This window comes from Mycolicibacterium septicum DSM 44393 (genome assembly GCF_000455325.1).
Taxonomy (GTDB): domain Bacteria; phylum Actinomycetota; class Actinomycetes; order Mycobacteriales; family Mycobacteriaceae; genus Mycobacterium; species Mycobacterium septicum.
The window spans coordinates 113,809-127,411 of sequence record NZ_HG322951.1 but is presented as its reverse complement, the minus strand read 5'-3'; the positions used below and the strand labels follow the sequence as shown (position 1 = coordinate 127,411).

Genomic DNA, 13,603 nt, shown 5'->3' with positions numbered 1-13,603 from the left:
GTGAGCCCGCCGGTCGGCGGGGTGAGCGCCGGGTTGGTCAGCCCGCCCGGTGCGCCCGGAAGGCCGGCCGTCGGCGAGGTCAGGCTCGGCGACAGGCCGTTGGGGCTGGTCAGCGAGGCGTCAGGCGAGGCGAGGCCGGGCGAGGTCAGCCCCGGTGATGTGAGGCCCGGCGATGTGAGGCCCGGTGACGTGAGGCCGGGCGAGGTGAGCCCGGGGTCGGTCAGGCCCGGTGCGGTGAGCCCAGGCGAGGTCAGCCCGGGCGACGCCAGACCCGGCGAGGTCAGAGTCGGTGAACCCAGTGACGGTGCCGGGGTGGAGCTGTTGAGAAACGGCATCGGCGGCAGGTTGACGCCGAACTGGGACAGGCCCTGCGACAGTGCGGACATCAGTTCGCCCGGCAGGTCGGTGACCAGCGCGGCCTGGGTGAACTCGCGCTCCTGCGGCGCGGGGGAAAGCTGCGACACGGCAACTAGGGCGACTGGACTTGCGACTGCCACTGCGGCGACTGCGCTCATGGCTGTCGAGAGCTTGCGTCGACGGCGGTTCGGCACGGAAGTCTCCTCAATATGTTTGCAGCGAAGGACTGCACTTCGGATCGCGCGTGGGGCGCTCTCCGCTTCTTCATCGGCGGTCCCGGACCAGATGCTGTGAAGCCCATGAATACCGACGAGATCGATGTTAAGGCTGTGACTCGTGGGTCTAGAGTGACGATATTGAATTGTGAGCGAATTGCGACCTGGGCCCTTTGTCTAATTCGGGGCACAGGGGCGCGGTCGGATACCCTGGCTGCCGATGACGTCCTTATCTCCCCGGGTCGCTACAGACCAGTCCAGCGGACATTTCGACTTATTCGTCGTCGGTTCCGGTTTCTTCGGTCTGACGATCGCTGAGCGCGTGGCAACGCAACTGGGCAAGCGTGTCCTTGTTATAGAACGCCGCCCGCATATCGGCGGTAACGCCTACTCGGAAGCCGAACCGCAGACCGGTATCGAGGTCCACAAGTACGGGGCCCACCTGTTCCACACGTCCAACCAGCGGGTGTGGGACTACGTGCGGCAGTTCACCGACTTCACCGGCTACCAGCACCGGGTCTTCGCGATGCACGACGGCCAGGCCTACCAGTTCCCTATGGGCCTCGGGTTGGTCTCGCAGTTCTTCGGCCGGTACTTCACCCCCGACGAGGCCCGCGCCCTGATCGCCGAACAAGCCAGCGAGATCGCCGGGCACGAGGCGGCCAACTTCGAGGAGAAGGCCATCTCGCTGATCGGGCGCCCGCTGTACGAGGCGTTCGTGAAGCACTACACCGCCAAGCAGTGGGAGACCGACCCGACGAATCTGCCGGCGGGCAACATCACCCGTTTGCCGGTGCGCTACACGTTCGACAACCGCTACTTCAACGACACGTACGAGGGCCTGCCGGTCGACGGGTACACCGCCTGGCTGGAGAACATGGCCGCCGACGACCGTATCGAGGTGCGGCTGGACACCGACTGGTTCGACGTCCAGGAAGAACTCCGCGCGGCCAACCCCGACGCCCCGGTTGTCTACACGGGGCCGCTCGACCGCTACTTCGACTACTCCGAGGGCCGGTTGGGCTGGCGCACACTCGATTTCGATCTTGAGGTGCTCGACACCGGGGATTTCCAGGGCACCCCGGTGATGAACTACAACGACGCCGACGTGGACTACACCCGTATCCACGAGTTCCGCCATTTCCATCCCGAGCGGGACTACCCGGCCGACAAGACGGTGATCATGCGGGAGTTCTCGCGGTTCGCCAAGGAAGACGACGAGCCGTACTACCCGATCAACACCGAGGCGGACCGCGCCCTGCTGTCCTCCTACCGAACCCGCGCAAAGGCCGAAACCGCCTCGGCGAAGGTGCTTTTCGGTGGCCGGCTGGGTACCTACCAGTACCTCGACATGCACATGGCCATCGCCAGTGCGCTGAACATGTACGACAACACCCTGGCACCGCACCTGACTGACGGTGCGCCGCTGACGACCGAGAACGAAAGCAGCAAAGCATGAGTGACATCCCATCCGGCGCCCTTGACGCCGGGGAATCGCGGGCCGTCAGTCTGCTGGCCCGCGTCATCCTGCCGCGACCGGGCGAGCCGCTGGACGTCCGCAAGCTCTACCTCGTCGAAGACCCGACCAATGCCCGGCGGGCGCACGCGCCCACCCGCACCACTCTCGAGATCGCCACCGAATCGGGGATCTCGTTCGCGACCTACTTCAACGCGTTCCCGGCCAGCTACTGGCGTCGCTGGTCGACGCTGAAGTCGGTGGTGCTGCGCGTCGAGCTGACCGGCACGGCCCGCGTCGACGTGTACCGGTCCAAGGCCACGGGTGCCCGCATCACCGTCGGCGGTGCCCCCGTCTCCAGCGGAGACTCTTCCGAACCCGCCGCAGTCGAGTTCGAGATCGACCTGACGCCGTTCGAGGACGGCGGCTGGATCTGGTTCGACATCACCACCGACACCGCGGTTCGGGTGCACAGCGCAGGCTGGTACGCCCCGACACCCGCGCCGGGCCGGGCCAACATCGCCGTCGGCATCCCGACCTTCAACCGGCCCTCGGACTGTGTCAACGCACTTGCCGCACTGACCTCGGATCCGTTGGTGGACGAGGTGATCAGCGCGGTCATCGTGTCCGACCAGGGCACCAGCAAGGCCAAGGACCATCCCGGTTTCGAGGCCGCCGCGACCGCGCTCGGCAACCGGCTGACGATCCACAACCAGCCCAACCTCGGTGGGTCCGGTGGCTACAGCCGCGTGATGTACGAGGCGCTGAAGAACACCGACTGTGAGCAGATCCTGTTCATGGACGACGACATCCGCATCGAACCCGATTCGATCCTGCGGGCCCTGGCCATGAACCGGTTCGCCAAGGAGCCGATGCTGGTGGGCGGGCAGATGCTCAACCTGCAGGAGCCGTCACACCTGCACATCATGGGCGAGATGGTGGACCGGTCGAACTTCATGTGGTCGGCAGCGCCCAACGCCGAATACGACCACGACTTCTCCAAGCACGCGCTCGACGACACCGAGTCCGACCGCAGCAAGCTGCTGCACCGCCGGATCGACGTGGACTTCAACGGCTGGTGGATGTGCATGATCCCGCGGCAGGTGGCCGAGGAACTCGGCCAGCCGCTGCCGCTGTTCATCAAGTGGGACGACGTCGAATACGGACTGCGCGCAGCCGAGCACGGTTATCGCACGGTCACCCTGCCCGGTGCGGCGATCTGGCACATGGCCTGGAGCGACAAGGACGACGCGATCGACTGGCAGGCCTACTTCCACCTGCGCAACCGGCTGGTGATCTCCGCGATCCACTGGGACGGCGACGTACGCGGGTTGGTGGCCAGCCACCTCAAAGCCACGTTCAAACACCTTCTGTGCCTTGAGTATTCGACGGTGGCCATCCAGAACCGGGCCATGGAGGACTTCCTGGCCGGCCCGGAGCACATCTTCTCCATCCTGGAATCGGCCCTGCCCGACGTCCGCGCGATGCGCCAGCAGTACCCGGATGCCGTCGTGCTGCCCGGCGCCACCGCGCTGCCGCCGGCCTCGGATCTCAAGCGCAAGAAGATCGGGATCCCGGTGTCCAAGCCGGCGATCGTCCTGAACCTGGCCCGCGGCGTGGTCAACCAACTGCGCCCGCACGATCCGGAGACCCACATCCGGCCGCAGATCAACGTGGCCACCCAGGACGCCCGCTGGTTCTCGTTGTGCCGCGTGGACGGAGTCACCGTCACCACCGCCGACGGCCGCGGTGTGGTGTACCGGCAGCGGGATCGCGCCAAGATGTTCGAGTTGCTGCGTGCCTCGCTGCGCCAGCAGTTGCGTGTGGTCCGCCAATTCGACCGGATGCGCAAGGTCTATCGTGAGGCGCTGCCGGTGCTGACCAGCACCCAGAAGTGGGAGACGGTGTTGCTGACAGAGTCGGCGGAGAAAAACTGACATGACCGATGCCCCGCGCGGCGAGGACGCCGTGTTGGTTGCCGTGCAGTCGGCCCTGGCCACCCGGCCGGGCGTGCTGAGCGGAGCGCGTGCGCTGTCGCACTTCGGTGAACACAGCCTGGGTTGGCTCGCGGTCGCGGGCGCCGGTGCGCTGGCCCAGCCGGCCAAGCGCAAGTCATGGCTGGCGGTGGGCGCCGGAGCGTTTCTGGCCCATGCCGCCGCCGTCCTGATCAAGCGGGTGGTGCGCCGCGAGCGGCCGCATCATCCCGCCATCGCCGTGAACGTCGGCACGCCGAGCCGGTTGAGTTTCCCGTCGGCACATGCCACCTCGACCGCGGCGGCCGCCGTACTGTTGGCCCGGATCACAGGTCTGCCGCTGCGCGCGGTGCTGGTGGTCCCCATGGCGCTTTCGCGCCTGGTGTTGGGTGTGCACTATCCCACCGATGTACTGACCGGCGTGGCCGTCGGGACGCTCGTGGGTTCTGTGGTCGGAAAAACTGCCGGGGTTGGGGCCGAAGGAGACTGTGCCCGATGAGTGAGGAAGCGCAGCCGGAGCTCGGGCCGCCCAAGAATCTGGCCTCCGGGCTGATCAAGGCGATCCGTCCGCGCCAGTGGATCAAGAACCTGCTGGTGCTGGCCGCGCCGCTGGCCGCGGTCGGCAGCGGCATCGAGTACAACTACGCCGACCTCGCGTACAAGGTGTCGATCGCCTTCGTGGTGTTCTGCCTGGCGGCATCGTCGATCTATCTGGTCAACGACGCCCGTGACGTCGAGGCCGACCGCGCCCATCCCACCAAACGGTTCCGGCCCATCGCCGCCGGCGTGGTGCCGCAGTCGCTGGCCTACGTGCTGGCGGCCGTGCTCGCGCTGGCCTCGCTGGGCATCTCCTGGCTGCTGACACCGAATCTGGCATTGGTGATGGCGGTGTACATCGCGATCCAGTTGGCGTACTGCTTCGGGCTCAAACACCAGGCTGTGCTCGACATCTGCATCGTGTCCTCGGGCTTCCTGCTCCGTGCCATCGCCGGTGGTGTGGCCGCCGATATCCCGCTGTCGCAATGGTTCCTGTTGGTGATGGCCTTCGGCTCACTGTTCATGGCGGCAGGCAAGCGGTTCGCCGAGCTGCAACTGGCCGAGCGCACGGGCGCCAAGATCCGCAAGTCGCTGGAGAGCTACACCAGCAGCTACCTGCGTTTCGTCTGGACCTTGTCGGCCACCGCGATGGTGCTCTGCTACGGCCTGTGGGCATTCGGGCGCGACAGTGCCAACGATGCTCTGGGGCTCGACGGCCAGGATGCGTCGTGGTACGCGATCACGATGGTTCCGTTCACCATCGCGATCCTTCGTTATGCCGTTGACATCGATGGTGGCATCGCCGGTGAGCCAGAGGAGATCGCGCTGAAAGACCGAGTGCTGCAGATCCTGTTCCTGGCGTGGATCGGAACCATCGGTGCAGCTGTCTACTTCAGCTGACCGAATCACTCTGCGCCGCCTGGCGGGCGGCGTCGGTGACCGGTTGTCGCGCTGGCCGGTGTTTCCGTACGACGTCACGGTACGGATCAGCCTGTGGGTGAGTGTGGTCGTGGTCGCCGGGCTGTTCGGCTGGGGCGCCTGGCAGCGCCGCTGGATCGCCGACGACGGCCTGATCGTGCTGCGCACGGTGCGGAACCTGTTGGCGGGCAACGGCCCGGTCTTCAACGCGGGCGAGCGGATCGAGGCCAACACCTCAACGGTGTGGACCTACCTGGTGACGCTGGGCGCATGGCTCGGCGGCCCGGTCCGGATGGAGTACGTGGCGCTGGCCTTCGCGCTGACGCTGAGCGTGCTCGGCGTCGTGCTGGCGATGCTGGGCACCGGCCGGCTGTACGCCCCGAGCCTGCAGGGCCGCCGGGCGCTGCTGCTGCCCGCGGGCGCGCTGGTCTACATCGCGATCCCGCCGGCGCGCGACTTCGCCACCTCGGGGCTCGAAAACGGTTTGGTGCTGGCCTATTTGGGCCTGCTGTGGTGGATGATGGTGTGCTGGTCACAGGCTCTGCGCGCGGCTCCCAAAACGGTCGGTCGCGGCAGCCCGAAGACTGCGCCGGGTCCGGTCTCGAGCCGGTACTTCGAAGGTGCGCTGGCCGCGGTCGCCGGGCTGAGCGTGCTCATCCGCCCCGAGCTGGCGTTGATCGGCGGGGGAGCGCTGGTCATGATGCTGATCGCGGCGCGAGGTTGGCGCAGCCGCGTCCTGATCCTGGTGGCCGGTGGACTGCTGCCGGTGGCCTATCAGATCTTCCGGATGGGGTACTACGCGCTGATCGTGCCCGGGACCGCGGTGGCCAAGGACGCCTCGGGCGCCAAGTGGTCCCAGGGCTTCACCTATCTGAGCAATTTCAACCAGCCCTACCTGCTGTGGGTACCGGTGATGCTGCTGGCCGCGCTCAGCGTCGTGCTGCTGACCACAAGGACCCGGCCGTGGTGGGTGCGCCATCAGGTGCCCCGCGGCTACGGCTGGCTGGCCCGCACCGTTCAAAGTCCCGCTGCCGTAGTGCTTTTCATGTTCGTCAGCGGGCTGTTGCAGGCGATCTACTGGGTGCGCCAGGGCGGTGACTTCATGCACGGCCGGGTGTTGCTGACACCGCTGTTCTGCATGCTGATGCCCGTCGCGGTGATCCCCGTGGTGCTGCCCGACGGCACCAAGTTCACCAGGGAGACGGGTTATCTGCTGGCCGCCGCCACCAGCGTGCTGTGGGCCGCGGTGGTGGGCTGGTCGATCTGGGCCGCCAACTCACCCGGCCTCGGTGCCGACGGCACGCGTGTCACCTACACCGGCATCGTCGACGAGCGCCGGTTCTATTCGCAGGCCACCGGTCACGCGCACCCGTTGACCGCTGCCGATTACCTGGACTACCCGCGTATGCGGGCGGTGCTGACGGCGATCAACAACACTCCCGACGGCGCGCTGCTGCTGCCGTCGGGCAACTACGACCAATGGGACGTCGTTCCCGCCTACCCGCCTCCGCCCGATCTCAGCCCGGCGGACCGGCGGGCGTTGCGAACCCCGCACACCGTGTTCTTCACGAACATGGGCATGTTGGGCATGAACGTCGGCCTCGACGTGCGGGTCATCGACCAGATCGGCCTGACGAATCCGCTTGCGATGCACACCCAGCGGTTGACCGACGGGCGTATCGGCCACGACAAGAACCTGTTCCCGGACTGGGCCGTGGCCGAGGGGCCGTGGCTCAAGACCCGCCCCTACATCCCGCCCTACCTGGACGAGGAATGGATCTCCCAGGCCGAGGCCGCGCTGGCCTGCCCGGCCACCGAGTCGATGCTCAACTCGGTGCGCGGGGAGATGAGCCCGCGGCGCTTCCTGTCCAACCTGGGGCACGCGTACGAGTTCACCAAGTACCGGATCGACCGGGTGCCGCTCTATGAACTGAAGCGGTGCGGACTTCCGGTTCCAGAGCCCAAGAACCCGCCGTACACCGGGATGCCGGCCACCGGCCCGTAACCGGTTCCGGAACTGTTCCGAGGAATTCTGTGTGTTTGGTAACGCCCGGCCCGTCCGGACCGATACCCAGACGAGCCTGCACACCGATCTTGAACGGACGGTACGAAAAACCGATGTTGACCTCTGGTATCGACACCTGGTCGCAGGCACCCGAACCAGACCTGATCGCGACCGGCAATGGCGCAGGGCCGACCAGGGACGAGAACTGCTGCAGAGAAGCACCGCGCGTTCGTGTGGTTGACTACACGGGCACGTGAGCCGCTTACGTCGGTCGCTAATCGATGTGCGGAATACGAAGAAGAGATTCAGATAGGGAGCGGTATGAAGTTCGTTGGGAAGATGCGCGGCCTGTCGCGCCGGTTGACGGTAGCGGTCGCCGCTGCGGCCGTGCTGCCTGGCCTGGTTGGCGTCGTAGGCGGCTCGGCGACTGCTGGAGCCTGGTCTCGACCCGGCTTGCCGGTCGAGTATCTCGAAGTTCCGTCGGCAGCGATGGGACGTGACATCAAGGTCGAGTTCCAGAGCGGTGGCGCGGGCGCACCCGCGCTGTACCTGCTCGACGGTATGCGCGCTCGCGAAGACCAGAACGGCTGGGACATCGAACTCCCGACGTTCGAGTGGTTCCTGAACTCGGGCATCTCGGTTGTCATGCCGGTCGGTGGCCAGTCCAGCTTCTACTCCGACTGGTACAAGCCGGCCTGTGGCAGCAAGGACGGCGGCTGCAAGACCTACAAGTGGGAGACCTTCCTGACCCAGGAGCTCCCGGCGTGGCTGGCGGCCAACAAGGACGTGAAGTCGACCGGTAGCGCAGTGGTCGGTCTGTCGATGGCCGGTTCGTCGGCGCTGATGCTGTCGGCTCGCCACCCGGATCAGTTCATCTACGCATCCTCGCTGTCGGGCACGTTGAACCCGTCCGAGGGCTGGTGGCCGATGCTGATCGGTGTCTCGATGGGTGACGCCGGCGGCTACAAGGCCGACGACATGTGGGGCTCGACGGGCGACCCGAACAACGCCTGGAAGGCCAACGACCCGACGGAGAACGTCGCGACCCTGGCCAACAACGGCACCCGCCTCTGGGTGTACTGCGGTAACGGCAAGCCGGGCGAGCTGGGCGGCGCCGACATGCCCGCCAAGTTCCTCGAGGGCTTCGTCTGCCGGACGAACTCCACCTTCCAGGAGAAGTACATCGCAGCCGGTGGCAAGAACGCGGTGTTCAACTTCCCGCAGAGCGGTACGCACAACTGGGCCTACTGGGGCCAGCAGCTGCAGGCCATGAAGCCTGACCTGCAGCGTGTCCTGGGCGCGACCCCGACCGCCTAGCGGACGGAACAGCGGCTCAACGCAGTCGAAGCTGACGGCGGCGCTCCCCTCAAGGGGACGCCGCCGTCAGTCGTTTGACGCCCCGGCTGTGGTTGCGATGTGGTTCACTACAACGCGGGTTACGTGTGCGGGGGCACTTCGAACGACCGGCAGCAGGAGAGGTTGATGATGAGGCGTGCGTTGAGTCTGATGCGGGCGATGCTGCTGGCCCTGTTGGCTCCGGTGCTCGGTGCTGCCCTCTGGGCCGTTTCGGCGACGACGAGCGCTCCTGCCCGAGCCGACGGCGTCGAGTACCTGATGGTCCCGTCGGCCGCGATGGGCCGCGACATCCCGGTCGCGTTCCAGGGCGGTGGCCCGCATGCGGTGTTCCTGCTCGACGCATTCAACGCGGCTCCCGACGTGAGCAACTGGGTCAACGCCGGTCATGCGATGTCGACCCTCGCCGGCCGCGGTATCTCGGTGGCAGCCCCGGCAGGCGGCGCGTTCAGCCTCTACACGAACTGGGAGCAGGACGGCAGCAAGCAGTGGGAGACCTTCCTGTCCGCCGAGCTGCCGGACTGGCTGGCCGCCAACAAGGGTCTCGCCCCGGGCGGGCACGGGATCGTGGGTGCCTCGCAGGGCGGGACGGGCGCGCTGACGCTGGCCGCGTTCCATCCCGACAGGTTCCGCTTCGCTGGATCGCTGTCGGGCTTCCTGACCCCGTCGGCCACGACCCTCAACGGCGCGATCACCGCAGGCATGGCCCAGTTCGGTGGCGTCGACAGCTACGGCATGTGGGGTGCCCCACAGCTGGGCCGCTGGAAGTGGCATGACCCCGACGTGCACGTGCAGTTGCTGGCCGATGCAAACACGCGGCTGTGGGTGTACAGCCCGGGCACGCTGACATGCAGCGACCCGGCCGCGATGATCGGTGTCTGCGATCTCGCCCAGGGCAGCAACAGGTCGTTCTACCAGCACTACCGCTCCGTCGGCGGCAGCAACGGGCACTTCGACATGCCTGCCGGCGGTCAGCACGACTGGGGCAGCTGGGCCCCGCAGCTGGCGCAGATGTCGGGCGAACTGGTCGCGACCATCAAATAGAGGCCGGGCGGCACGCCGTCGTGACCAGAATCAGCTGCGCCGGGACACTTTTCACCAGCCGGTACGGTGGAAGCGTGCAGCACACGGTACGGTCGGCCACCCTGGTGGTAGTGGTGTCCGCTGCGTCGTTGCTCACGGCATGCGATGCGGGCGGTGACATCATGGCGCCGCTGGCCCTGCCCACGTCACAGGTCAACGGTGCGCAGCCGCAGGCGGCATCCGCGCAGCCTCTCCCGCGTCGCGGCGGTGAGCTGGCGATCACGTCGCAGCAGCACACCTATCTCGATGAGCTCAAGGCCGCCGGGATCACCCCGTCCAGTGAGCTGCTGGCGCTGTCGATCGGGTCGTACGTGTGCCAGGGCCGTGCCGCCAGGCAGGATGATCAGGCCGTGCGGGAGTTCGTCCTGCCGTTGGTGCGCAGCGATGTCCGGGCCGCCAGGTCCGGCCAGGAAAGCCCCACACCCGGCGAGATCGACACCGCCGCCACCGACTACATCCGTATCGCCACCGATCATCTCTGCTAGCCGCAGATCACCGCACCGCACGCGAGGAGCCCGAGTAACCCATGGCCAAAAATGCCAGCCGCAGGAAGCGTCACCGCATCCTGGCCCTGATCGCCGCCGCGGCGATGGCACTCGTCGTGGTGCTGGTGGTGACGATCGTGGTGATCATCATGCGTCGTCCCGAAACCCCGTCGGCACCGCCATCGGCCCAGCCTCCGGCCGGGGTTCCGGGCCCGTCGGCGACGCGTAAGCCGCGCCCGGAGTTCCAGTCCGCCGACTGTCCCGACGTGATGCTGGTCTCGATCCCCGGCACCTGGGAGTCCTCACCGCTGGACGACCCGTTCAACCCGACGCAGTTCCCGCTGTCGCTGATGACCAATGTGAGCCGGCCGATGGCCGAGCAGTTCGGGAAGGACCGCCTCGAGGTCTACACGGTGCCGTACACCGCGCAGTTCCATAACCCGTTCTCCGCCGACAAGCAGATGTCGTACAACGACAGCCGCGCCGAGGGAAAGCGCACCGCGGTCAAGGCGATGACGGAGATGAACGACCGCTGCCCGCTGACCAGCTACGTGATCGCCGGATTCTCGCAGGGCGCGGTGATCGGCGGTGACCTGGCCAGCGACATCGGCAACGGCCGCGGCCCGGTCGACGAGGATCTGGTGCTCGGGGTGACGTTGATCGCCGACGGACGCCGCGAGCTCGGCGTGGGGCAGGACATCGGCCCCAACCCGCCCGGCCAGGGCGCCGAGATCACGCTGCACGAGGTGCCGGTGCTGTCCGAGATGGGCCTGACCATGACGGGCCCGCGGCAGGGCGGCTTCGGTGCGCTCAACAACCGGACCAACCAGATCTGCGGCAAGGGTGATTTGATCTGCTCGGCGCCCGAGGAGGCGTTCTCGATCTTCAACCTGCCCAAGACCCTGGAGACACTGACCGGCAGCGCGGCCGGACCGGTGCACGCGCTGTACAACACCCCGCAGTTCTGGGTGGAGAACGGGGAGACCGCCACACAGTGGACGCTGAGCTGGGCCAAGGGCCTGGTGGACAACGCGCCTCATCCCGAGCACGGTTGACACCGAACACGCCCGGGACGCGACTCGCGTGGCAGATTTGGCCGGGACCGTCACAGTCCCTTAACATTAAGAGAAAAATAAGAGCTTTGCGCGTGCGTGGTTGGTTGACTAGAGCCGTCAGCTGACTCGTAGGCGTGGTCGCCGCGCCCGGTACGATCGTCCGGGTTTGGGTACGTACGGCCGCATGAGTGGCTGCAGACGCACCGCCAGTGACGTGCGACAACGCGACGAGTACGGCTCTGACAGGAGAAGTTAAATGCCGTTCATCAATCCGTTCATCAAGGACGGTCAGATCAAGTTCCCTGACGGCGCCAGCATCGTCGAGCATGTCGAGCGCTGGGCCAGGGTTCGCAGCGACAAGCTGGCATACCGCTTCCTGGACTTCTCCACCGAACGCGACGGCGTCGCCCGCGACCTGACCTGGGCCCAGTTCAGCGCGCGCAACAAGGCGGTGGCCGCCCGGCTTCAGCAGGTCACCCAGCCCGGCGACCGCGTCGCCATCCTGTGCCCGCAGAACCTCGACTACCTCGTCGCCTTCTTCGGCGCCCTCTACGCAGGCCGCGTCGCGGTGCCGCTGTTCGATCCGTCCGAGCCCGGACACGTCGGCCGCCTGCACGCGGTGCTGGACGACTGCCACCCGTCGGCGGTGCTGACCACCACGGAGGCCGCCGAGGGCGTCCGCAAGTTCTTCCGGAGCCGGCCGGCCAACCAGCGTCCCCGGGTGATCGCGGTGGACGCGGTGCCCGACGACGTCGCCGCCACCTGGGTCCACTTCGAGGACGTCGACGAGAGCACCATCGCCTATCTGCAGTACACGTCCGGGTCGACCCGGATCCCGACCGGTGTGCAGATCACCCACCTGAACATGGCCACCAACGTGGTGCAGATCGTCGAGGCGCTCGAAGGTGAGGAAGGCGACCGCGGCCTGTCCTGGCTGCCGTTCTTCCACGACATGGGTCTGGTCACCGGGCTGATCGCTCCGATGATCGGTCACTACTTCACCTTCATGACCCCGGCCGCCTTCGTGCGCCGGCCGGAGCGCTGGATCCGTGAGATGGCCCGCAAGGAGGGCGACACCGGCGGTGTCATCTCCGTGGCGCCGAACTTCGCGTTCGACCACGCGGCCGCTCGTGGCGTCCCCAAAGAAGGTGAAGCGGCGATCGATCTCTCCAACGTCAAGGCCGTGCTCAACGGCAGCGAGCCGATCTCGGCGGCCACCGTGCGCCGGTTCAACGAGGCCTTCAGCCCGTTCGGCTTCCCGGCCAAGGCGATCAAGCCCTCCTACGGTCTGGCCGAGGCGACGTTGATGGTGTCGACCACGCCGGCCGCCGAAGAGCCGAAGATCATCTACGTCGACCGCGACGAGCTCAACAGCGGTCGCATCGTCGAGGTGGATGGCGATTCGGTCAAGGCGGTCGCCCAGGCATCGGCCGGCAAGGTCGGCGTCTCGGAGTGGGCCGTCATCGTGGACGCCGAGAGCGCGACCGAGCTGCCCGACGGCCAGGTCGGCGAGATCTGGATGAGCGGCCAGAACATGGGCACGGGTTACTGGGGTAAGCCCGAAGAGACTGTCGAGGTCTTCCAGAACACGCTCAAATCGCGCACCAGCCCGTCGCACGCCGAAGGTGCCGAAGATGACGCCACCTGGGTCCGCACCGGCGACTACGGCACCTTCTACGACGGCGACCTCTACATCACCGGCCGCGTCAAGGACCTGGTGATCATCGACGGCCGCAATCACTATCCGCAGGACCTCGAGTACTCGGCGCAGGAGGCCAGCAAGGCGTTGCGCACCGGCTACGTCGCGGCCTTCTCGGTGCCGGCCAACCAGCTGCCCGCCGAGGTGTTCGAGAACGCGCACGCCGGCCTGCACCGTGACGACGACGACAGCTCCGAGCAGCTGGTCATCGTCGCCGAGCGTGCTCCCGGCTCCCACAAGCTCGAAGTCGGCCCGATCACCGACGACATCCGGGCCGCGATCGCCGTGCGGCACGGTGTCACCGTGCGCGACGTGCTGCTGACCGCGGCGGGCGCCATCCCGCGTACCTCCAGCGGCAAGATCGGCCGTCGCGCCTGCCGTTCCGCGTACCTGGACGGCTCGCTGCGCAGCGGGAAGATCGCCAACGCGTTCCCCGACGAGACGGACTGATCGAAACCTCCCCCAAC

10 protein-coding genes and 1 pseudogene are annotated in these 13,603 nt (G+C 67.0%); 10 read left to right on the top strand and 1 reads right to left on the bottom strand.

Annotated elements, in window-relative coordinates; translation table 11 throughout:
• A pseudogene (locus tag TX88_RS34790) lies at window positions 1-551 on the bottom strand (hypothetical protein); the annotation flags it as partial.
• Between the two features lie 241 nt (window positions 552-792).
• On the opposite strand from TX88_RS34790, the gene glf reads away from it, so the two are divergent.
• The 10 genes from glf (at window position 793) to fadD32 (ending at window position 13,586) form a co-directional block, all read left to right on the top strand.
• Window positions 793-2,031: a UDP-galactopyranose mutase gene (gene glf, locus TX88_RS00590; protein WP_044513853.1), complete on the top strand. Its 1,239-nt coding sequence runs from the start codon at window positions 793-795 to the stop codon at window positions 2,029-2,031.
• The gene (locus TX88_RS00585; protein ID WP_044513851.1) at window positions 2,028-3,965 is read left to right on the top strand and encodes a glycosyltransferase; all 1,938 of its coding nucleotides are present in this window, start codon (window positions 2,028-2,030) and stop codon (window positions 3,963-3,965) included. The genes glf and TX88_RS00585 overlap by 4 nt, the downstream gene beginning before the upstream one ends.
• A gap of 1 nt (window position 3,966) precedes the next feature.
• Window positions 3,967-4,500: a phosphatase PAP2 family protein gene (locus TX88_RS00580; protein ID WP_044513850.1), complete on the top strand. Its 534-nt coding sequence runs from the start codon at window positions 3,967-3,969 to the stop codon at window positions 4,498-4,500.
• The gene (locus TX88_RS00575; RefSeq protein WP_044513848.1) at window positions 4,497-5,438 is read left to right on the top strand and encodes a decaprenyl-phosphate phosphoribosyltransferase; all 942 of its coding nucleotides are present in this window, start codon (window positions 4,497-4,499) and stop codon (window positions 5,436-5,438) included. Before TX88_RS00580 ends, TX88_RS00575 begins: the two co-directional genes overlap by 4 nt.
• On the top strand, window positions 5,416-7,461 hold the full coding sequence (gene zomB, locus TX88_RS00570) for a terminal beta-(1->2)-arabinofuranosyltransferase (protein WP_044513846.1): 2,046 nt from the start codon (window positions 5,416-5,418) through the stop codon (window positions 7,459-7,461). The genes TX88_RS00575 and zomB overlap by 23 nt, the downstream gene beginning before the upstream one ends.
• 321 nt (window positions 7,462-7,782) lie before the next feature.
• On the top strand, window positions 7,783-8,778 hold the full coding sequence (locus TX88_RS00565) for an esterase family protein (protein ID WP_044513844.1): 996 nt from the start codon (window positions 7,783-7,785) through the stop codon (window positions 8,776-8,778).
• Window positions 8,779-8,946: 168 nt separating this feature from the next.
• Window positions 8,947-9,858 carry an alpha/beta hydrolase-fold protein gene (locus TX88_RS00560; protein WP_044518955.1) on the top strand — a complete coding sequence of 304 codons (912 nt, stop codon included), beginning with the start codon at window positions 8,947-8,949 and terminating at the stop codon, window positions 9,856-9,858.
• 74 nt (window positions 9,859-9,932) lie between these two features.
• Entirely contained in the window at window positions 9,933-10,382 is a 450-nt protein-coding gene (locus TX88_RS00555; RefSeq protein ID WP_044518954.1) for a hypothetical protein, read from the top strand.
• 41 nt (window positions 10,383-10,423) lie between these two features.
• Window positions 10,424-11,437, top strand: coding sequence for a carboxylesterase Culp6 (culp6, locus tag TX88_RS00550; protein ID WP_044513843.1), 1,014 nt, complete (start codon window positions 10,424-10,426; stop codon window positions 11,435-11,437).
• A gap of 256 nt (window positions 11,438-11,693) precedes the next feature.
• Window positions 11,694-13,586, top strand: a complete 1,893-nt coding sequence (gene fadD32 / locus TX88_RS00545; RefSeq protein ID WP_044513841.1) for a long-chain-fatty-acid--AMP ligase FadD32 — start codon at window positions 11,694-11,696, stop codon at window positions 13,584-13,586.
• The last annotated feature ends 17 nt before the right edge of the window (window positions 13,587-13,603 follow it).

Excerpts from the sequence above, each read along its gene's own strand:
- glf (WP_044513853.1), top strand. The coding sequence starts at position 793 with ATGACGTCCTTATCTCCCCGGGTCGCTACAGACCAGTCCAGCGGACAT.
- TX88_RS00560 (WP_044518955.1), top strand. The coding sequence starts at position 8,947 with ATGAGGCGTGCGTTGAGTCTGATGCGGGCGATGCTGCTGGCCCTGTTG.
- TX88_RS00580 (WP_044513850.1), top strand. The coding sequence starts at position 3,967 with ATGACCGATGCCCCGCGCGGCGAGGACGCCGTGTTGGTTGCCGTGCAG.
- TX88_RS00585 (WP_044513851.1), top strand. The coding sequence starts at position 2,028 with ATGAGTGACATCCCATCCGGCGCCCTTGACGCCGGGGAATCGCGGGCC.
- TX88_RS00575 (WP_044513848.1), top strand. The coding sequence starts at position 4,497 with ATGAGTGAGGAAGCGCAGCCGGAGCTCGGGCCGCCCAAGAATCTGGCC.
- TX88_RS00565 (WP_044513844.1), top strand. The coding sequence starts at position 7,783 with ATGAAGTTCGTTGGGAAGATGCGCGGCCTGTCGCGCCGGTTGACGGTA.
- fadD32 (WP_044513841.1), top strand. The coding sequence starts at position 11,694 with ATGCCGTTCATCAATCCGTTCATCAAGGACGGTCAGATCAAGTTCCCT.
- culp6 (WP_044513843.1), top strand. The coding sequence starts at position 10,424 with ATGGCCAAAAATGCCAGCCGCAGGAAGCGTCACCGCATCCTGGCCCTG.